We start from the raw sequence: 20182 nt of genomic DNA on the forward strand, positions 1-20182 counted from the left end.
CAAGAGAAGCGAGCACGCGTGAAGATCTCGGTCATCGGTTGTGGCTACCTCGGCGCGGTCCACGCGGCGTCGATGGCCGAACTGGGTCACGAGGTCGTCGGTATCGATGTCGACGCGGCGAAGGTCGCCTCCCTCGCTGACGCACAGGCCCCGTTCTACGAGCCGGGCTTCGAGGAGCTGCTCGAGCGCACGCTGGCCACCGGACGGCTGCGTTTCACGACGGACTTCGCCGAGGCAGCGGGCTCCTCGGTGCACTTCGTCTGCGTCGGCACCCCGCAGAAGCGCGGGGAGTACGCCGCCGACATGCGGTACGTGCAGGGCGCGGTGGAGTCACTGCTCGGCGTGCTGGCACCGGGGGAACTCGTCGTCGGCAAGTCCACGGTTCCGGTCGGTACGGCCGCCGCGCTGGCGGACCTCGTCGCCGGCAAGGTCCCCGGCGCCCTGCTGGCCTGGAACCCCGAGTTCCTGCGCGAGGGCTTCGCCGTCCAGGACACGCTGCACCCCGACCGGCTGGTCTACGGCCTCCCGGCCGGCGCCGACGGGGCCACGGCGCGGGCGCTCCTGGACGAGGTCTACGCGACGATCGTCGACCGCGGGACGCCGAAGGTGGAGAGCGACTACGCCACCGCAGAGATGGTGAAGACGGCGGCCAACTCCTTTCTGGCCACCAAGATCTCGTTCATCAACGCCATGGCCGAGCTGTGCGAGGCGACCGGCGCCGACGTGAAGCTGCTGGCCGACGCGATCGGCTACGACGACCGGATCGGCCGCAAGTTCCTCAACGCCGGGCTCGGCTTCGGCGGCGGCTGCCTGCCCAAGGACATCCGTGCCTTCATGGCCCGCGCCGGGGAGCTGGGTGCCGACCAGGCGCTGACGTTCCTGCGCGAGGTGGACAACATCAACATGCGCCGGCGCATCCGCATGGTGGAGCTGGCCCGCGAGGTCTGCGACGGCTCGCTGCTCGGCAAGCGGGTCGCCGTCCTGGGGGCTGCGTTCAAGCCCGACAGCGACGACATCCGCGACTCCCCGGCGCTCAACGTCGCCGCCCAGCTGCAGTTGCAGGGCGCCGTCGTCCGGGTCACCGACCCGGCTGCGGTGGAGAACAGCCGACGGCAGTGGCCGCAGCTCGACTACGCCGAGACGGCGGAGGAAGCGGCGCAGGGGGCCGACGCCGTTCTCGTGCTGACGGAGTGGAAGCAGTACCGGGAGCTCGACCCGGTCGAGTTCGGCAAGGTGGTCAAGCAGAAGCGGGTGCTCGACGGCCGCAACGCCCTCGACCTGGACGCGTGGACCGCGGCGGGCTGGAGCTACCGCGCCCTCGGGCGCCGCGCCGGCTGACCTTCCCCGCCCCTCCGGCCCGCCGCGGCCTCCGGAGCGGCGGCGGGACGCCCCGGCTCAGATGTCAGAGCAGGGCACGTTGCTGAGGGCCGTCCCGCCGTCACCGGTGTTGTCGCATCCCACGGTGGTGCTGGCCCGTAGCTCCCGGTTGCCCGCGGCGTTGATGGCCAGCTCGCTGATCCCGGCGGCGCGGTTGCCGGAGAACACGTTGCCCCGTCCCCAGCCGTCGGCGACGTCGTGCACCTGGAAGCCGTCGGTCGGTGAGGTGATCCCGCTGTTGCCCTCGATCCGCCAGTCGTTGCCCTTGATGTCCACCCACGAGTCGGCCTCGACCATGGCCGAGCCGTCGAACGTGTTGCCGCGCAGCACGCCCCCCGTCGTGCCCTCCTTGATGTCCACCGCCTCGGCCGTCGTGCCGGCGATGTCGTTGCCCACGATGAGGTTGCGGTCGCTACGGTCGGGCTCGCAGTCGGTCTGCCGGCACCAGTTGCTCTCCGCGCTGCCGACGTAGATGCCCTCCCCGTACTTGGGCTTGCGCAGGCCCGTGTCGCGGACGGTGTTGCCCGCGACGACGTTGTCCGAGCTGTTGGTCCGCAGGTGGATCGCCTCGTCACCCATCGACGTCACGAGGAGGCCCTCGATGCGGTGGCCGGTGCCGGCGTCGACCATGACGCCCTTCTTGCCGCCGGTCACGGTGAACCCGAGCAGGTGCCAGGACGACGCGCCCTGCAGGTGGAGGGCGTAGTCGCCGTCGATGTCGCCACCGTCGAGCACGGCATCCCGGCTGCCGCACAGCAGGATCGGCGCGTCCGGCGTGGCCTGCGTGGTCGCGACGAAGTTGCCCTCGTACATGCCGTCGGCCAGCCGGATGACCTGCCCTGGCTCGGCGTCCTCGAGGGCGACCTGCAACGTGTCGGCGTCCTGCACCTCCACGCCACCGGTGGCGGCGCAGCCCTCCGGCACTGCGGCCGCATCGCCGCCGACGGTCTCGCCCGGCGGCGGCGTCGGCGTGGGGGTCGGGGATGCGGTGTCGGGCAGCGGCACGGCCGACGTCGTCGGCGCGGACGACGGCTCGGACGGGTCCGAACTGCATGCGCCGAGCGCCAGCAGCGCCACGGCGCTGGGCAGCAGCACCCGACTGCCGAGCGCCCTCCGAGAGAGCGAGGGTCGGCTGGGGGTGCGGGTCACGCGTGGCCTCCTGGGGAGATGGGCCGGCCGAGATCGGCGCGGCGCGGGGCGGGACGGTCGCGCCAGATCTGGTCGCGGTACGGCGCGCTGCCGACCGCGAGCCGGTTGCGGCGGGCCCGCAGGCCCAGGGCCAGCGGTGCCCCCAGGATCACGACCCACAGCACCAGCATGGGGTGGTTCGGTACGAAGGTGGACCAGTAGACCCAGTTGTCGCGGTCCCGGACCCACTGCTCCAGGTCGTTGCCCGACTGCTCGATCACCACGCCTGGAGCCAGGCGGTGCAGGTCCAGGCCGCTGGGTCCGCGGCCGGCCACCGTGTTGTCGACGACGGAGGTGGCGACCGCTGCCCCGACGACCGAGATGCCGTGGTTGCTGGCCTCCTCGACCGTGTTGCCGGTGACGGCCGCGCTCGCCGCCCGGATGCGGATCGCGGTTTCCCCCTCGGTCACCCGGTTGTCGCTGATCGTGGCCGCGCCCCCCGTCGCCGAGATGCCGAACCGGTGGTCGCCAGTGACCGTCGTGCCCGCCACCGTCGTCGGGGCGGCGGTATCGACCAGGACGATCCCGTCCCGGTTGTCGGCCACCTCGGTGCCCACGATGGCCACGTCGTTGGCACCCACGACGCGTACCCCACCCTTCCCGTTGTCCGTCAGCTGTCCGCCGGTGATCGCCAGATTCCCGTAGGCGCGCAGCGACGCGCCACCGGCCGACGGTCCGTCGGAGAGCGGCCGTCCGCTGAAGTAGACGCCGTACTCCGCGTTGCGTGCGGCCCGGATGCCGGTCAGCGTGACCTCCTCCGAGCCCTGGTCGGCGGAGACCCCGTTCCGGTCGTTGCCCGTCGCCGTCGAGTCGATGACGGTCGTGTCGACCGTCCGCCGGTGCAGCGTGAGCCCGTCGATGGCATTCCGGGCGAACCGCGACCCGGTGACCTCGAGGCCGTCGGTCTCGGACACGAAGACGCCGTAGTGCCCCTCCTCGAACGAGGAGTCGGTGATCGTGCCGGTCGCCGGGCCGCTGGAGCCGCCGGTCAGCGCGACGCCGCCGGTGCGGCCCGCCCAGAATCCCAGACCGGCGACATCCACGTGGCTGGTCTCCAGGTCGCCGCTGACGGTGCGGATGTAGGCCCGCCCGTCGGTCACGTCGTCGTCGGGCCGGGCCGACCGCGCGTCCCAACTCGTGACGGTGAGGGCGTCGCCGTCGTCACCGGCCAGCTCGAGGTCGGCCTTCCAGGCCACCAGCGACGTGATCCCGGTGGCGTCGCTGCGCAGACGCAGGTCGCCTCCCGGGGCCACGATGCCGAGCCGGGCGCCCGGCGCCACCAGTACGTGCCTGGTGAGCAGCACGGCTCCGTCGGGCAGCACCTCGGCGGCGCCTTCGGCGACCAGATCGGCCAGCCCGTAGTCCAGCCCGCGGGGGGTCAGCACGAGCGTCTCGGTGCCCTCGACGGCCTGGACGTACGGAGCCGAACCGGGGCGCAGCCCGGCGACCAGGCGCAGCAGCCGCTCGTCCTCGCTGATCAGCAACGCGCGCTGCTGGCGGTCGGAGTCGTCGACGCTGCGCGACTGGGCGGCCACGAGCGCCGGTGACACCGGTGTCGGGATCGGGTCGTCGTCGAACGGATGGGTCACGGCGATGCCCAGCACGGCGGCCGTCAGGACGAATCCGGCGAGCAGCCGCGTCCCGGTCACCACTCCCGCGGCGTGGCGGCTCATGCCGGCGCCGTCGCGTCGGCCGCGGCGGGTACCGCCGCCGGTGCGGAGGTCGTGAGGCTCGCCTCGTCCTGTCCCTCGCCGCCGAAGAGATCGGCGCGGCGGGTCAGCCAGCCCTGCTTGTTCATGGTCACGAATGCGTAGGTCTTGATAGGGAGGGCGACCATGACGATCACCAGCGTCACCAGCGGCAGGATCAGCAGGTCGGCGGGGCGGCGGCGGAGATGGCTGATGCTGCGGATCGCCCGGCCGACGAACAGCCAGGTCATCGCCAGCCCCAGCCCCCACCACCCCGGACCCGTGATGCCGGCCGTGAGCACGTAGTAGACGGCGGCGAACATGGTGACCGGGGTGAACAGGATCTGCAGCACCGTGATCTGGCTGACCAACGGCACGTGCCACAGCCAGCCCTTCCAGGCGGCGGTGAGATAGCAGCGGTAGCTGTTCCGGCTCCACCGCACGCGCTGCTTGCAGAACGCCCGGAAGGTGCCGGGGAACATCGACATCGCCCGCGCGGTGTCCTGGTGCACGGTCTTGTACCCGCTGGCCAGCACCAGCCAGGTCAGCCGCCCGTCGTCACCCGCGACGCACCGCCGGCCCAGGAAGAACTCGTGCTCCAGGTTCTCCAGCACCGGCAGCACGGCGCTCCGCCGGTAGGCCGCCGTCCGGCCCGACACGCACACCACGGCGCCGGCGCGCCCCGTCGCCGGGACGTAGTCCAGGTAGCGGAGATCGATGATCCAGTCGGCGACCCGCCGCCAGATGCTCGACATCGGCAGGTGCACGTTCTGGCGGGTGCCCACGGCGCCGACCGCGGGGTCGACGAAGGGCATCTGCACCGCATCGAGCAGGCCGGGACGCCAGTTGGTGTCCGAGTCGCACAGGACCAGCACGTCGTACTTGGCCTCCCGGATGCCGACGCCGAGGGCGGAGCGCTTTCCCTCGTGCGCGAAGGACAGCACCGTCAGCCGCGGCTCGTCCCGCGCGGTCAGCCGCCGGAACGCCTCGTGGTCCTCGACGTCCAGGACCACGATCACCTCGGTCGGGTCCTGCGCCAGCCAGGTGTCCAGGCACCGCTCCAGGACGTTCGGGTCCTCCCGGAACGACGGCACCACGACCGACGTCGTGGTCCGGTAGTCGTTGACCGTCGGCCGGTACCGGGACGACAGGACCTTGCGGATCAGCCAGATCGACCAGGAGAGAGCTCCCACGACGCCGAGGGGAACCAGCAGCTGCCAGTCGCGGGCGATCACGGACAAGAGGTCGGACATCGAGACGTTTCTCCGAGATGGATGCGGCAGCCGATGACGAACGCGGCATGCCGCAATAGCGGCGCGCCGAGCCGGGGGAATGCCTCCACCGACCGGGATGTCCGGTCGCTGGGCATGCCGGCGGAACGTCTGTCGAGTGCGGGTGAATGGCTCAGCCGTCGAATGCGGCGCCTGGGGATGGCCCGGTGGGGTCACATTCGGACAAGGAGTCGACGGTCAGGGATCGGGCACGCCTCGCGCTCCGTGTTCACGGAACGAGGGTGCGACCGCTCACTGGTGGGATCAGGTTCGGTCCCGGCCGGAGGAGCTGTCCGGCGTCCACGACCTCGGGGACACCGCCATCTGCAGCGGCGCGCCACCCGTCGGCGGTGCGCCCAACCGAGCGTGGACCAGGAATCGGCCGGCCGCTCGTCGAGCTTGGTTAACTCTGAGTGAAGTCACTCGATGAATGAGGTCGCTGACTCAGAGTAAATGCGCTGGTAGGTGCGGGATATATGTCACTACGCTCGCCACGACGCCGGGTCGTCGCTTACCGTCCGTATTGTCGAACCCGTTCCGGCGTTTCTCGGCGCATCTCTCCACCCGCCCTCGTACATACGGAGTAGCTCGTGAAGTTGTCGGTCATCGGATGTGGCTATCTCGGTGCCGTGCACGCGGCCTCGATGGCAGAGCTGGGGCACGACGTGGTCGGCATCGACGTCGACGAGCGCAAGGTGGGCGCGCTGTCGCAAGGCACGGCGCCGTTCCACGAGCCCGGTTTCGAGGAGCTGCTCGAGCGGACCCTGGCGACGGGGCGGCTGCGGTTCTCGACCGATTTCGCCGACGCCGCCGGCTCCTCGGTCCACTTCGTCTGCGTGGGGACGCCGCAGAAGCGCGGGGAGTACGCCGCGGACATGCGGTACGTGCAGGGCGCGGTCGAGTCGCTGCTCGACATCCTCGCGCCGGGCGATCTCGTGGTCGGGAAGTCGACGGTCCCGGTCGGGACGGCGGGGTACCTGGCCGAACTGGTCGAGGGCAAGGTGCCCGGCGCCCTGCTGGCCTGGAACCCGGAGTTCCTGCGCGAGGGCTTCGCCGTCCAGGACACGCTGCACCCCGACCGGCTGGTCTACGGCCTCCCGGCCGGCGCCGACGGGGCCACGGCGCGGGCGCTCCTGGACGAGGTCTACGCGACGATCGTCGACCGCGGGACGCCGAAGGTGGAGAGCGACTACGCCACCGCAGAGATGGTGAAGACGGCGGCCAACTCCTTTCTGGCCACCAAGATCTCGTTCATCAACGCGATGGCGGAGCTGTGCGAGGCGACCGGCGCCGACGTGAAGCTGCTGGCCGACGCGATCGGGTACGACGACCGGATCGGCCGCAAGTTCCTCAACGCCGGGCTCGGCTTCGGTGGCGGCTGCCTGCCCAAGGACATCCGTGCCTTCATGGCCCGCGCCGGGGAGCTGGGTGCCGACCAGGCGCTGACGTTCCTGCGCGAGGTGGACAACATCAACATGCGCCGGCGCATCCGCATGGTGGAGCTGGCCCGCGAGGTCTGCGACGGCTCGCTGCTCGGCAAGCGGGTCGCCGTCCTGGGGGCTGCGTTCAAGCCCGACAGCGACGACATCCGCGACTCCCCGGCGCTCAACGTCGCCGCCCAGCTGCAGTTGCAGGGCGCCGTCGTCCGGGTCACCGACCCGGCTGCGGTGGAGAACAGCCGACGGCAGTGGCCGCAGCTCGACTACGCCGAGACGGCGGAGGAGGCGGCGCAGGGCGCCGACGCCGTTCTCGTGCTGACGGAATGGAAGCAGTACCGCGAGCTCGACCCGGTCGAGTTCGGCAAGGTGGTCAAGCAGAAGCGGGTGCTCGACGGCCGCAACGCCCTCGACCTGGACGCGTGGACCGCGGCGGGCTGGACCTACCGTGCCTTGGGGCGCCGCGCCGGCTGACCGGCGCCTGCCGCGAGGTCCGAGTGGGGCGGCCGCCCCGACGGCTCAGAAGCCGGGGCGGACCTGTCCGCAGCGGCAGCGGTACAGCGTCGCGCTGCTGAACGCGTCGGCTCCTGCCCCGCGGAACCAGTGCACGTGCCAGGGCGTCGGGCGACCCGCCACGCCCGCAGCGCGGCTGCCGGAGCGCCGGCGGAAACCCCCGGGAACGGACACGAGCCGATCGTCCCACCGTGGGGGGAGTCGGGTCGATTCCAGAGGCGTCATCGCGATGGCAGCGGCCGGTGACGACGTCAGGACGTGGAGGCCGACCCGCCACTCACGCCCTCGACGAGGGACTGGGCGATGTCGCGCAGCTTGCGGTTCGACCGCTGGGACGCCTCCGCCAGCAGGCTGAACGCCTCCGCCGCGTCGCAGCGGCGCTGGCTCATGAGGATGCCCTTGGCCTGTTCGATGACCGCCCGGCTGCGCATCGCCGCGTCCAGGTTGGTGGCCCACTCCCGTGTGGTCTCGAAGAGGTGCATGTTGCGCACCGCGACGGCCACGTAGGCGGCGAACTCCCGGCCGGTCGCGTGCGACGTGGCGTCGAACGCGTGCGCCTCCCGCCCGTACAGGTTCAGCGCCGCCTGGATGTTCTCGCGTACCGGCACCGGCACCGACAGGGAGCTCAGCGAGCCGCGCTCGACGCAGACCGGCGTGTACTCGGGCCAGCGGGTCTCCTCCCGCGCGTCGGTGATCTCCCGGATCTCCTGGCCGACGGCGGCCTCCATGCACGGCCCGTAGCCGTGGGCGTACTGCGACTCGTCCAGGTCGATCGCGAGCTGACCGGTGAAGGCCGGGGTGCTCGGCTTGTCGTCGGCGATGAGGCTCACCGAGGCCTCCGCGACCCCAGGGATGACCTGCTTGGACAGGTCGGCCACCCGCTGCAGCAGTTCGTGCATCGAGGTGTCGTCGAAGGAGAGGCGCCCGAGCTGGGCGAAAGCATCCCGCGTGTCCACGGAGGGTCGCTGGACGGAGGGTCCGTCGGTACTCACTGCGGGTCCTGCCCGTCGGGTCCGGCTGCCGAGAGCTCCGCTCTCGTCCGGAGTGCGCCCCGGAACGAGGCGCAGTAATCCCTAGGCCGCTGTATGACCCACAGAAACCGCCGAAGCGGCGCACCACGGACCTTACCCCCACGTCGGGGCCGGAATGACGCACCCGCGCCGCCACCGGCCCGGCCTCCGGGACGGCCCCGCCAGCCCGGGCTTGGACTGGCAGGACCTGGCCGCTGGGGCTTCCCGGGACAGACCACAGGGCGTGCCCGGCGGAGTGCCCCGTCCCCGCCGGTCCAAGCGCGGATTTCGCCCCGCGAAGTGCCGGATCCGCACTAGGGTTCGACGATGACGGAGGACCAGATCACCGCCGATCCGAGGCGACATCTCGGGGATGCCATGAGCCGCGTCGCCCGGCAGCTGCAGGAGGAGCACGGCGACGTCGAGGCCACGCTGCAGGCGATCGCCGCGGCGGCGGTGGCCACCGTGCCCCACGCCCAGGAATGCAGCGTCAGCTACGTGATCGGGCACGCGAAGGTCGAGCCGCGCGCGTCGACCGGTGAGTTGCCCCGCCACCTGGACCGGCTGCAGCAGGAGCTCGAACAGGGCCCCTGCCTCGACGCCATCTGGGAGGACGCCGTGGTCCGCGTCGACGACATCGGCTCCGACGAGCGCTGGCCGACGTTCGGCGCGCGGGCGGCCGAGCACGGCATCCACAGCATGCTCTGCTTCCAGCTGTTCGTCGCCGGCGACCAGCTCGGGGCCATGAACCTGTACGCGCGGCAGCCGCACGCCTTCGACGGGGAGAGCGAGGAGATCGGGCAGATGTTCGCCAGCCACGCCGCCGTCGCGCTGGCCGGCGCGGAGCACGAGGAGCACCTGCGCGCCGGGCTGAACAGCCGTGACCTCATCGGCCAGGCCAAGGGCATCCTGATGGAGCGGTTCCGGCTCACCGCCGACCAGGCCTTCGGCGTGCTCTCCCGCGTCTCGCAGGAGAAGAACCGCAAGCTCGTCGACGTCGCCCGTGAGCTCACCGACAGCGGGGCGCTTCCCACCCGGGGCGTCCGGCGGGGCTGACGGGCGCGCTCGGCGCCCCGGGGGTCAGCGTGTGAGCCCCTGCCGAGGTCGGCGCACGCCGTGCGCAAGCTGCGTACGGTCCGTCACAGCCGGTTGGACGTTCACGACGACGAGCGTCCGCGGTCAGGCTCCATCGGTCGAACAATGCGCTGGTGGGGCCGAACCCTCAGCCGTTCCGCTCATCGGCCTCCCGCCCGTAGCGGTCCCATCGGGACTCGTTGAAGCGTGCTCGGTTCGCGTCGGTCGGCCAGCCGTGCGCCCGCCCGTACTTCTGGACCGTGTTGGGTGACACCCCCAGCTCGGACACCGCCCGCACCGAGGCGCCGTTCAGCAGGGCCTGGGCGACGGCCCGCTCCAGGTCGTCCTGCGCCGCGAGGACGCCGGCGAGGGCGGACCGGATCGCATCGGCGTCCTCGCCGCCGATCGGCCGGGCGTCGGGCACGCCGTCGAGACTAGGCGTCTCCCGGAGACGCCGCCCCGACCGGCCGACCTGAGGTCAGCCCACGCCCATGGCGATGACCGGCTGTGCACCGGGCTGCAGCCAGCGCATCAGCCTCTCCAGCGCGGCGCGGTCGATCGCGACGCAGCCCGCCGTCGCCTGGCCGTTGCTGATGTGCAGGAAGAAGGCCGACCCTGCACCCCGCCGTCCCTCGCGGTTGTAGTCGATGACCACGGCCTGGTCGTACACCGGGCCCTGGGCGTACAGGTTCTCGCCGGTCCGCTCGTCGAAGTCGCAGGTCCCGGGCGCGCACTGGGCGTACCGGTTGTAGCGGGGGCTGTCGACGTCGGACACCCACCAGTCGTCGCCGTCGACCCGGCGGTAGGGGAGCGCCGTACCGGGGTTGCCGGCCCGGCCGAAGGCCTCGGTCAGCCGGAACGTGCCCGCCGGGGTGCGGGTCGAGCCCTCGCTGGCCGCGCCCACGCCGGCCGAGCCGATCCGCGCGGTCACGGGGCCCACCGCGACCCGCCAGCCGTCGCCCACGCGCTCCCACGCGGTCAGCGTCGCGGTCGTGGACCCGGCGGCGGGGGCGGCCACGGTGACCACCTGCGTCCCGGGCGGTGCGACGCCGAGGGACGGCGCCCCCACCACCTGCGTGCCGGCGTTCGGGAACCACCGGATCGAGCCGTGCTGGAAATCCTGCGCGCGGCCGCCCGGGATGGCGAACTCGCCGGTGACCGGGAAGCCGAGCGCCGAGTTCTCCCAGCCCATCGACGCCCACCGGGTGCGGATGGCCCCGTAGATCGGCTGGGCTCCGGTCTGCGGCGTCCAGTAGATCGAGCCGCGCTGGAAGTGGTTGAACCGCCCGTACTTCGTCGGCGTGGGCAGCTCGTCGGTGGTCGGGAAGCCCAGCCGCCCGCCCTCCCAGCCCATCGCGGCCCAGCGCCCCAGGATCGCGCCCCACACGGCGTGCGCCCCGGTGCCCGGCGTCCAGTAGATCGAGCCGCCCTGGAAGGCGTTGAACCGGCCGTACACGCGCGGGGTGGCCAGCTCGTCCGTCAGCGGGTAGCCCAGCCGGCCGGCCGGGCCGCCGTGCGCCCGGTAGTGGTTCAGGATCGAGCCGATCACGCTGTGCGTGCCGGTGGCCGGGGAGCTGAAGGTCTCGGCGTGCGCGCTGGGGGCGCTCAGGGCCACGACCGCCCCGACGACGGCGGTGACGAGGGCCGCGGCTGCGCGGCGACGCGGATGGGTGCTGCGGAACATGCAGGCTCCTGGACGGTCGGCCGTCGTGGGAGCGATCGGCACGCGTGCGGCCGGGGCCGCGATCGCGGTCACCGTAAACGGAACCGGCCGGATTCGGTGACGATCCGGCCGCTCCGTACAACCAGGACCGCTCCGGCACCACGGGTCACACCGCCGAGGACCTCCAGCGCTGTCATGCACCGGTTCGGCCCGGCCGCCGGCGGCCCGGGAGCGCGTAGCCGTCACCCCGACCCGGGCTACCGGCACCTGGAAGTCGGGCGATCGCCACAACGTCAGCCCGGGCCGGAGATGGTCACCGGCCATGCCGCCGTCGCGCTGGCCGGCGCCGTGCACGAAGAGCACCTGCGCACCGGGATGAGCCGCTGCGACCTCATCGGGCAGGCCGAGGGCATCCCCATGGAGCCCTACGGGCTCACCGCCGATCAGTCCTGCGGCATGCTCGCCCGCGTCTCGCAGGAGACTGCAGGCTCGTCGACATCGCCCGCGAGCTCTCCGACCCCGGGGTTGATGCCGCGGGCGACCGGCCGGCAGGCCCGACGACGCGCCGGCGCCGGCCTCAGAGGCCGGGGCGCACCTGGCCGCAGCGGCACCGGTACAGCGTCGCGGCGCTGAACGGGTCGTCGCAGAGCCGGCCGAACCAGTGCAGGTGCAGACGGGGTCGGACCGATCTCACCGGGACCTCCCGTGTCCATGCGCGCGGTGCGGGCGTGCCGGCGTCCTGGCCACCGCGTTCCGCACGACCCCGAACCGCGAGGCACGTCGGGTCGATCTCCCGGAACACCCAGCGTGGTCGTCGCAGAGGATACGGCCCGCGACCGCGCCGGGGAAACCGTCACCTGGGCCGTCGCCGGGAGGCATGCAGCTGCCCCTGGTCACCTCCGCGCGGCCGCCCGAGGACGGTCGGTGGAGGCCGGTGCGTCCAGCGGTGGGTCGGCCCAGAGGTCAGCCTCGAGGAAGTCGAACAGGCTTCCCGCATGTCGGTGCTCGCCGGCGCGGATGAACCGGGCCACCGCGAGTGCCGCGATGAGGGACAGCAGAACCCACGTCAGGCCGATGGCCATCACAGAGATCACCTTCCATCGATACGTGCGGTGAGGCGTCGGGTCGTGGCGAACTCGTCACGCGGCGTACCCGCCAGGTGACGCGGTGACATCCGCACCGCACATCGGCGGCTCGCGAGGAGGAATTGCGCATCCCTCGGTTGTCATCGGTCCCATGGAACGACATGATCGCGACCTAGTCAGGTATGGCAGGCAAAGGCTTTGCGAACGGCAGGCGGGGAATTGGTGTTGGAAGCTTCGAACGCGCACCGAGGCGACAGGCACGCGACAGCGGCGTTGCCGCGTCCCACCCCTTACGTCCCTCGGACCCAGTCATCCGCTGACTCCACCGGCGACACCGATCCCCATCCCGCGGAGCACCCGCCGGACCCGGATGCCCTCGGTGGCCTGCGTCGCCGTCGCGTCGTCTGGACCGCCGTGCTGCTCGCGACCGACGTGTCCACCGCACTCCTGGCCACCCTGGCCGTGCCGGATGTCACCTGGAAGGTCGTCGCTGCCTTCTCCGTCCTGGTGCTCCTGCTCTTCGCCAACGGGGGGCTCTACCGCGCCCGGCTCTACCTGTCCGTGCTCGACGACCTGCCGTCGATGGTCGGCCGGGTCGCCGTGGCCGGATCGCTCGCCACGGTCATCGGAGTCTTCGGGGACGAGTGGGCCAGCCGGAGCATCCTGTACTTCACGGGGGCTTTCCTCGTGCTGACCGTCTGCACGCGCGCGATCGCCTTCGCCCTGGCGCGACAGGCTCGCAAGCAGCAGCGGATGCGGCACCGGGCGCTCATCGTGGGCGGCGGAGAGGTCGGGGCGCTGCTCGCCCGCACGCTGATCGACCGCCCGGAGTCCGGGCTGGTCCCGATCGGTTTCCTGGACGACGATCCGCTGCTGGCCCTCGAGGACTGGCCGGTGCGCCACCTGGGCGGCAACCGGGACCTCCTCGACGTGGTCCGCAGGTGGGACGTCGACCACATCATCGTGGCGTTCGGGTCGGCGCGGGAGGCGGCCGTCGTCGACGTGCTGCGGGAGTGCGACCGCCTCGCCTGCGAGCTCCTGTTCGTCCCGCGCTTCTACGAGGTGCACTCCACCGGCCGTGACATGGAACTGGTCTGGGGGATCCCCCTCGTGCGCATGCGCCGGGCGCCGTTCCGCAGCTTCTCGTGGCGGCTCAAGCGTGCACTGGACGTCGCGTTCTCGGTCGTCGCCATGCTCTTCCTCGCGCCCGTACTCGCGGCCTGCGCCCTCGCGGTCCGGCTGAGCATCGGTTCACCGATCCTCTTCCGGCAGGAGCGGGTGGGCCTGGACGGCCGGCCGTTCACCCTGCTCAAGTTCACCAGCCTGCGGCCGGTCGACTCGTCGGAGTCGGCACGGCACTGGAACATCGCACACGACGACCGCCTGACGCCCGTGGGCAAGCTGCTGCGGCGCACCTCGCTGGACGAACTACCTCAGCTGTGGAACATCGTGCGCGGGGACATGAGCCTCGTCGGGCCGCGTCCCGAGCGCCCGTACTTCGTCGACGAGTTCACGCAGAAGTTCCCGCGGTACATGGCCCGGCACCGGGTGCCCGCCGGGCTCACGGGCACCGCCCAGGTGCACGGGCTCCGGGGCGACACGTCGATCGCCGACCGGGCGCGCTTCGACAACTACTACATCGAGAACTGGTCGCTGTGGGAGGACGTCAAGATCCTGCTGCGCACCGTCTCGCAGGTCCTCGGAGGGGCCGGGCGATGAGCACAGCAGAGGCCGCGCAGGACGTCGCGCCGCAGGGGGCGCACGCCGACGAGCTGGTGACCGTGGTCATCCCGGCTCGCAACGAGGAGCGCGCCATCCGCGACTGCGTCGCCTCCATCCAGGCGCAGACGCACCGCAACCTGCAGATCATCGTGGTGGACGGGGACTCCGAGGACGGCACCGCGGGCGTCGTGAAGGAGATCGTCGACGCCGACCCCCGCGTCGAACTCGTCGTCAACCCGCAGCGGGTCATCCCCGTGTCGCTCAACATGGCCGTCCAGGCCGCCAGGGCGCGCTGGCTGGTGCGGGTGGACGCCCACGCCACGGTTCCGCCGGACTACGTGGCCCGGGCACTGAGCCATCTCGTCACCGGCCGCTGGGGCGGCGTCGGCGGCCGCAAGGACGGGGTCGGCCGGACCGCCGCGGGGCGTGCGGTGGCCGCGGCCATGGCGTCGCGCTTCGGTGTCGGCGGCTCCACCTACCACCACGGCACCACCCAGCGCACCGTCGAGCACATCCCCTTCGGGGCGTATCCGCTCGACGTCATCCGGCAGCTCGGCGGCTGGGACGAGCGCCTGCGGGTGAACCAGGACTTCGAGTTCGACTACCGCGTGCGCGAGGCCGGCCACGAGCTCCTCTTCGATCCGCAGCTGCGCATCGACTGGGAGTCCCGGCAGTCCGTGCCGGCCCTCTTCAGCCAGTACCGGCGGTACGGGCACGGCAAGGTGCGGGTCGCCCGCCTCCACCCGGCGTCCCTGCGGGTGCGGCACCTGGCCGCGCCGGCCCTGGTCGCCACGGCGGCCACCGCGGCCGTCGTCGCCGTCCGCCGGCCCGGCCGCGCCGCGGCGATGATGGCGCCCTACGTCGTCGCTCTCGGCCTGGCCAGCGCCCGCACCGCACGCACCCTCGACCGGGAGGCCAAGCCCTGGGTGGCGCCGGCCTTCCTGGCCATGCACGTCGGCTGGGGCCTGGGTTTCTGGAAGGGCGTGGCCGAGGCCGCGCAGGAGAGACTGCGCGGCCCCGGCCGGATGCACTGACCTTCCTTCCTCGAGGGGGCATCAGCCTCCTCGAGGGAGCCTCAGCCGCCGAGCCAGTCGGTGAAGCCGAACTGGCGGCCGTGGCCGGCGGTGGCGACGGGGCCGAGGGTGGTGCCGTAGGCGGCGTTGATCTCGTGCGGGATGTACTGGTTGGCGCGGTAGCGGGGGGCGTAGCCGCCGTTGTTCTTCAGGAACTCTCCGGCGCGCAGGAGGGCGTTGTCGTTCCACTGCCAGACGTCGGTGTAGCCGGCCTGCTGGAGGATGCGGGCGGTGAGGGTGGCGCCGCCGAGTGCTTCCCAGGAGTAGGTGAGTCCGGTGCTGTCGGGGGTGCTGCCTGCGCTGCGGCTGATGTCCTCGACCAGGGCGCCGCTGCGGGCGCCGCAGTCGGCGGGGTTGATGGGCACCCATTCCTTGCCGCCGCAGGCCCAGGCGGCTTCGAAGTCGCCGGTGGGCTGGAAGCCGGCGTAGGCGGAGCGGTCGCCGGTGAAGCCGCGGAAGACGGTGGCTGCGCGCTGGAGGTCGGTGGTGTCGTCGAGGTAGGCGCTGATGGCCACGCGGGTGGACATGGCCCAGGTGCCCCAGTTGTTGGCGCTGTTCTCGCTGGTGCCGCTGATGGTGGTCCAGCGGCCGTGGCCGCCGATGTCGTGGGTGCGCATGCCGCCGAGCCAGGTGGTGAAGGCGGTGTCGCGGTAGCCGACGAGGTCGGCGGCGGTGGCGTAGCCGGCCAGTTGGCGGCTGACGGACAGGACGCGGGCGCCGGACAGCGATGCCGTGGGCAGTTGCCGGAGGACCGAGACGACGTGGTCGCGGTGGGCGGTGTCGCCGGTGCGGGCGGAGACCAGGGCGGCGGCCAGGGTTCGTGCGGCGTGGGTGTTGTCCTGATCGGCGAGGTTCACCCCGCCGGAGCGGTCCTTGGCGGCCTTGACCACGGCGTCCCAGGCGGGCCCGGAGGTGGGCCGCGCAGCCAGCTCCGCCGCACCCAAGAGCATGCCGCCGTCCCCCGTGTCGGGAGCCGGCGCCACTGCGTCGGCCGCGACGCCCCCGGCCGCGCGCACCTCGGTGACCGAGGTGGCGGCGGCCGGCGAGGTGTCCGCGAGGGGAACAGGGACAGCCGACGGCTCCGGTGCCGGCGACTGCGCGGCGAGCATCGTCGTCGCCTGTGCGGCCGGCGCCGCGATCCCGAGCCAGTCGGTGAAGCCGAACTGGCGGCCGTGGCCGGCGGTGGCGACGGGGCCGAGGGTGGTGCCGTAGGCGGCGTTGATCTCGTGCGGGATGTACTGGTTGGCGCGGTAGCGGGGGGCGTAGCCGCCGTTGCTCTCGAGGAACTCTCCGGCCCGCAGGAGGGCGTTGTCGTTCCACTGCCAGACGTCGGTGTAGCCGGCCTGCTGGAGGATGCGGGCGGTGAGGGTGGCGCCGCCGAGTGCTTCCCAGGAGTAGGTGAGTCCGGTGCTGTCGGGGGTGCTGCCTGCGCTGCGGCTGATGTCCTCGACGAGGGCGCCGCTGCGGGCGCCGCAGTCGGCGGGGTTGATGGGCACCCATTCCTTGCCGCCGCAGGCCCAGGCGGCTTCGAAGTCGCCGGTGGGCTGGAAGCCGGCGTAGGCGGAGCGGTCGCCGGTGAAGCCGCGGAAGACGGTGGCGGCGCGCTGGAGGTCGGTGGTGTCGTCGAGGTAGGCGCTGATGGCCACGCGGGTGGACATGGCCCAGGTGCCCCAGTTGTTGGCGCTGTTCTCGCTGGTGCCGCTGATGGTGGTCCAGCGGCCGTGGCCGCCGATGTCGTGGGTGCGCATGCCGCCGAGCCAGGTGGTGAAGGCGGTGTCGCGGTAGCCGACGAGGTCGGCGGCGGTGGCGTAGCCGGCCAGTTGGCGGCTGACGGACAGGACGCGGGCGCCGGACAGCGATGCCGTGGGCAGTTGCCGGAGGACCGAGACGACGTGGTCGCGGTGGGCGGTGTCGCCGGTGCGGGCGGCGACCAGGGCGGCGGCCAGGGTGCGGGCGGCGTGGGTGTTGTCCTGGTCGGTGAGGTCCACCCGGCCGGAGCGGTCGGCCGCGGCCTTGACCACGGCGTTCCAGGCGGGGCCCGAGGTGGGGCGCGCGGCCAGATCCGCCGCGCTCATCAGCATCCCGCCTGGCAGTGCGGTCGTCGCGGCGGCACCGCGCACGTCCGACGGTGCCGGGGCCGCGTGAGCAGCGGCGCTCACGCCCGCCTCGGTCGAACCGCCCTGGGGCACGGCGGCGAAGGTGCCCGGCGCGACGATCAGCGCGAGGGCGCAGCCGACGGAGAAGCCGGCGATCCGGCTGCTCACACGTGTCCGCCCTCGTCGGGCGGTGCCGTGCTCCTGCCGGTCCCTGCGGCGGGCCTGGAGCCTCGTCCCGGCGCCGGCCTCGACCAGGGGTGCCCCCGCGGGCTCGGCGTGGAGCCGTGCGGACCGCTGCTTCGGCAGCTCGACGACCGGCAGCACCGCGGTGACGCCCCGGGGCGGCACCACTCCTGCGCGATGCGGCGGGACGGGAGGCATCCCCGCGCGACGGATGACCATCGCCGGGTCGTCCGCATCGCGCCGGTGGGTCCGGTGCGGTGTCGAAGGGGCGGCGATCCGATCGAGGAAGTCCTCGATGTCGTCGCGGTTGCGGTGGCGGCCCATGCCGTCTCCTCGGTGCTTGTTTCGGGAAGATCCAGCACGGCCGCCCACCCCTCTCGGCGCGGCACACTCGGGGTGGCGGCACGAGCGAACGCGGGGGAATCGTCCAGCCTGTCCGGTCACAACATGGACCGAACGTGACTAGCGGGTGACTCCGTGCTGTCGTAACCGTACCGTAACCCAGAGTGGCCGAGGGGGGAAGAGTTTGATTTCGACTTCACTTCACGGGCCTCCTGCCGAGGGCCCGCCTCCTCCGGCGCGTCATCGGCGGGCCTGGCGATGTCGCCGCGAGGCGCGGAGTGGCGCCGTCCCGACCAGGACCTGCCCGCTCCCCGGAGGTCCCGCTCGATCGGGCTATTCCGCGCCTGCTCGTAGGGAACGGGGCCGTCCCGCCGGTAGCCTGCAGCCGTGACCTGGCTGATTACCGGTGGAGCGGGCTACATCGGCGCGCACGTGGTCGACGCCATGACGCGTGCGGGTGAGCGGGTCGTCGTGCTCGACGACCTCTCCACGGGGGACCGCGCCCGGATCGCCGGCGTCGACGTCGTCGTCGGCTCGGTCAGCGACGCCCCCCTCGTCGCCCGGGTCCTCCGCGACCACGGCGTGCGCGGGGTGGTCCACATCGCGGCCAAGAAGCAGGTCGAGGAGTCCGTCCGGCTCCCCCTCTACTACTACAAGGAGAACGTGGAGGGACTGCGCGTCCTGCTCGATGCCGCCGTCGACGCCGAGGTGGAGTCGTTCCTCTTCTCCTCGAGCGCAGCCGTCTACGGGGCCCCCGATCTCGCTCTGGTGACCGAGGCGGTCGAGTGCCGGCCGGTGAATCCCTACGGGGAGACCAAGCGGGTGGGGGAGCGCATGGTGGAGGCGGTCGCAGCAGCCACAGGCCTGCGGTTCGCGAACCTGCGCTACTTCAACGTGGCGGGCAGCGCGAGACCCGACCTCGCCGACCGCGGCTGCTCCAACCTGGTCCCGATGGTGTTCCAGCAGCTGAGCCTCGGCCGGGCGCCCCAGATCTTCGGCGATGACTACCCCACTGCCGACGGCACCTGCATCCGTGACTTCGTCCACGTGGCCGACATCGCGTCCGCGCACGTCGCAGCCGCCCGGGCGCTGTCGGAGGGGCAGCTCACCGCACTGACCGCGAACATCGGGCGGGGTGAGGGCGTCTCGGTCCGGGAGATGGTGACCATCATCCGCGATGTCACCGGGACCGCGGCCGAGGACTGGGCCGAGCCGGTCCTGCAGGCGCGCCGCCCCGGCGACCCCGCCCGGGTCGTCGCCTCCGCGGACCACATCCGGGGGAGCCTCGGCTGGCGGGCGGAGTACGGCGTCGAGGAGATGGTCCGATCGGCCTGGGAAGGCTGGACCAGCCAGAGCTCTGACCGATCCGCCCTCCCCCCGGCTCGAGGGACTGCATGAGAGAGACCTGGATGCGGATCACCGCATCGATCGCTGCCCTGCTCGCCATCGTGGCGTTCGCCGCCCTCCGGCCGTGGGAGTCCGACGAGCCGCAGGACGAGCCGGGGACGGTCACCGTCCTCGCCGTCGGCGACATCGCCCGGTGCGGCAGCGACGCAGACGAGCAGACCGCCGAGCTGGTGCAGCGGTACCCGTCGGCCGCCGTGCTGGCACCGGGGGATCTGGCCTACAACAGCGGCACCGCGGAGGAGTTCGCGGAGTGCTACGACCCCGTCTGGGGACAGTTCAACTCCCGGCTCTACCCGGTGCCCGGGAATCACGACTACGGGACCGATGACGCCGCCCCGTACTTCGACTACTTCGGCCAGCGGGCCGGCGAGCCGGGCAAGGGCTGGTACAGCTTCGACCTGGGGGCGTGGCACGTGGTCGCCTTGAACAGCAACTGCTTCGCCGTGGCCTGCGACGAGGGGTCCGAGCAGGAGCAGTGGCTGCGCGCCGACCTCGAGGCCGACGACTCCCGCTGCACCCTGGCGTTCTGGCACGCGCCCCGCTTCAGCTCCGGCCGCCATGACGGCACGCGGTCGGTGGAGGACCTGTGGCAGGTCCTGCTCGACCACGACGTCGAGCTGCTGCTCTCCGGTCACGAGCACCTCTACGAGCGCACGGCGCCGCTGGATGCCGACGGGGCGGTCGACGAGTCCGCCGGCGTCCGGCAGTTCGTCGTCGGCACCGGGGGAGGCAACTTCTACGAGATCGAGGAACGGATGCCCGGGAGCGAGGCGGCCATCACCGACGCCCTGGGCGTGCTGCGGCTGTCGCTCGGCGAGGACAGCTACGAGTGGGACTTCCTGCCGGTGACCGAGGACGGCACGGACGACCGGGGGTCGGACCAGTGCAGGTGACCGCCGTGCACCGGCGTGCCGGCGGGCGCGTTCCGGGCGGATCCCTGACGTATCCTTCGCTCTTCGTCCAGCCCGGACCCGGTCCTGGATCCCGCCGATTCGACCGACGTAGGGACTGATCATGACAGCGGCGGGAGCACGCCACGACGCGGGAGACGAGA

Annotated in this window: 16 protein-coding genes; 8 read left to right on the top strand and 8 right to left on the bottom strand. The window is 72.3% G+C overall.

What is annotated here, in order from left to right:
* Positions 1-18: 18 nt before the first annotated feature.
* Positions 19-1338, top strand: a complete 1320-nt coding sequence (locus tag RM425_RS15765; protein ID WP_311346165.1) for a UDP-glucose dehydrogenase family protein — start codon at positions 19-21, stop codon at positions 1336-1338.
* A 57-nt stretch (positions 1339-1395) separates the two neighbouring features.
* On the opposite strand, the gene RM425_RS15770 is transcribed toward RM425_RS15765, so the two are convergent.
* Genes RM425_RS15770 through RM425_RS15780 form a run of 3 tightly spaced genes read right to left on the bottom strand, consistent with a single transcriptional unit; the run spans position 1396 to position 5506 of the window.
* Positions 1396-2526, bottom strand: a complete 1131-nt coding sequence (locus RM425_RS15770; RefSeq protein ID WP_311346166.1) for a right-handed parallel beta-helix repeat-containing protein — start codon at positions 2524-2526, stop codon at positions 1396-1398.
* A complete protein-coding gene (locus tag RM425_RS15775; protein WP_311346167.1) occupies positions 2523-4238 on the bottom strand; it encodes a right-handed parallel beta-helix repeat-containing protein in 1716 nt (571 codons plus the stop codon). The genes RM425_RS15770 and RM425_RS15775 overlap by 4 nt, the downstream gene beginning before the upstream one ends.
* Entirely contained in the window at positions 4235-5506 is a 1272-nt protein-coding gene (locus RM425_RS15780) for a glycosyltransferase (RefSeq protein WP_311346168.1), read from the bottom strand. The genes RM425_RS15775 and RM425_RS15780 overlap by 4 nt, the downstream gene beginning before the upstream one ends.
* 608 nt (positions 5507-6114) lie before the next feature.
* Here RM425_RS15780 and RM425_RS15785 point away from each other — a divergent pair.
* Positions 6115-7434, top strand: coding sequence for a UDP-glucose dehydrogenase family protein (locus tag RM425_RS15785; protein ID WP_311346169.1), 1320 nt, complete (start codon positions 6115-6117; stop codon positions 7432-7434).
* A gap of 290 nt (positions 7435-7724) precedes the next feature.
* Here RM425_RS15785 and RM425_RS15790 read toward each other — a convergent pair whose 3' ends face one another.
* Positions 7725-8429, bottom strand: coding sequence for a GAF and ANTAR domain-containing protein (locus RM425_RS15790; protein WP_311346170.1), 705 nt, complete (start codon positions 8427-8429; stop codon positions 7725-7727).
* A gap of 381 nt (positions 8430-8810) precedes the next feature.
* Here RM425_RS15790 and RM425_RS15795 point away from each other — a divergent pair, with 381 nt between their 5' ends.
* A complete protein-coding gene (locus tag RM425_RS15795) occupies positions 8811-9539 on the top strand; it encodes a GAF and ANTAR domain-containing protein (RefSeq protein WP_311346171.1) in 729 nt (242 codons plus the stop codon).
* Positions 9540-9705: 166 nt separating this feature from the next.
* Here the strand turns inward: RM425_RS15795 and RM425_RS15800 are convergent, their stop codons facing one another.
* On the bottom strand, positions 9706-9981 hold the full coding sequence (locus RM425_RS15800) for a hypothetical protein (RefSeq protein ID WP_311346172.1): 276 nt from the start codon (positions 9979-9981) through the stop codon (positions 9706-9708).
* Positions 9982-10035: 54 nt separating this feature from the next.
* Positions 10036-11241: a L,D-transpeptidase family protein gene (locus RM425_RS15805; RefSeq protein ID WP_311346173.1), complete on the bottom strand. Its 1206-nt coding sequence runs from the start codon at positions 11239-11241 to the stop codon at positions 10036-10038.
* A gap of 288 nt (positions 11242-11529) precedes the next feature.
* On the opposite strand from RM425_RS15805, the gene RM425_RS15810 reads away from it, so the two are divergent.
* A complete protein-coding gene (locus tag RM425_RS15810; RefSeq protein WP_311346174.1) occupies positions 11530-11853 on the top strand; it encodes a hypothetical protein in 324 nt (107 codons plus the stop codon).
* A gap of 260 nt (positions 11854-12113) precedes the next feature.
* Here RM425_RS15810 and RM425_RS15815 read toward each other — a convergent pair whose 3' ends face one another.
* Positions 12114-12314 (bottom strand): hypothetical protein, encoded by a 201-nt coding sequence (locus RM425_RS15815; RefSeq protein WP_311346175.1) that lies wholly within the window; start codon positions 12312-12314, stop codon positions 12114-12116.
* 405 nt (positions 12315-12719) lie between these two features.
* Here RM425_RS15815 and RM425_RS15820 point away from each other — a divergent pair, with 405 nt between their 5' ends.
* Positions 12720-14024 carry a sugar transferase gene (locus tag RM425_RS15820; protein ID WP_311346176.1) on the top strand — a complete coding sequence of 435 codons (1305 nt, stop codon included), beginning with the start codon at positions 12720-12722 and terminating at the stop codon, positions 14022-14024.
* Entirely contained in the window at positions 14021-15061 is a 1041-nt protein-coding gene (locus tag RM425_RS15825) for a glycosyltransferase family 2 protein (RefSeq protein ID WP_311346177.1), read from the top strand. The genes RM425_RS15820 and RM425_RS15825 overlap by 4 nt, the downstream gene beginning before the upstream one ends.
* Positions 15062-15102: 41 nt before the next feature.
* Here the strand turns inward: RM425_RS15825 and RM425_RS15830 are convergent, their stop codons facing one another.
* Entirely contained in the window at positions 15103-17703 is a 2601-nt protein-coding gene (locus RM425_RS15830; protein ID WP_311346178.1) for an alginate lyase family protein, read from the bottom strand.
* Between the two features lie 405 nt (positions 17704-18108).
* Between RM425_RS15830 and galE the strand changes: the two genes are divergently transcribed.
* Positions 18109-19119 (top strand): UDP-glucose 4-epimerase GalE, encoded by a 1011-nt coding sequence (gene galE / locus RM425_RS15835; RefSeq protein WP_311346179.1) that lies wholly within the window; start codon positions 18109-18111, stop codon positions 19117-19119.
* Entirely contained in the window at positions 19116-20021 is a 906-nt protein-coding gene (locus RM425_RS15840) for a metallophosphoesterase family protein (RefSeq protein WP_311346180.1), read from the top strand. Before galE ends, RM425_RS15840 begins: the two co-directional genes overlap by 4 nt.
* The last annotated feature ends 161 nt before the right edge of the window (positions 20022-20182 follow it).

This window comes from Blastococcus goldschmidtiae (assembly GCF_031845325.1).
GTDB lineage: Bacteria > Actinomycetota > Actinomycetes > Mycobacteriales > Geodermatophilaceae > Blastococcus > Blastococcus goldschmidtiae.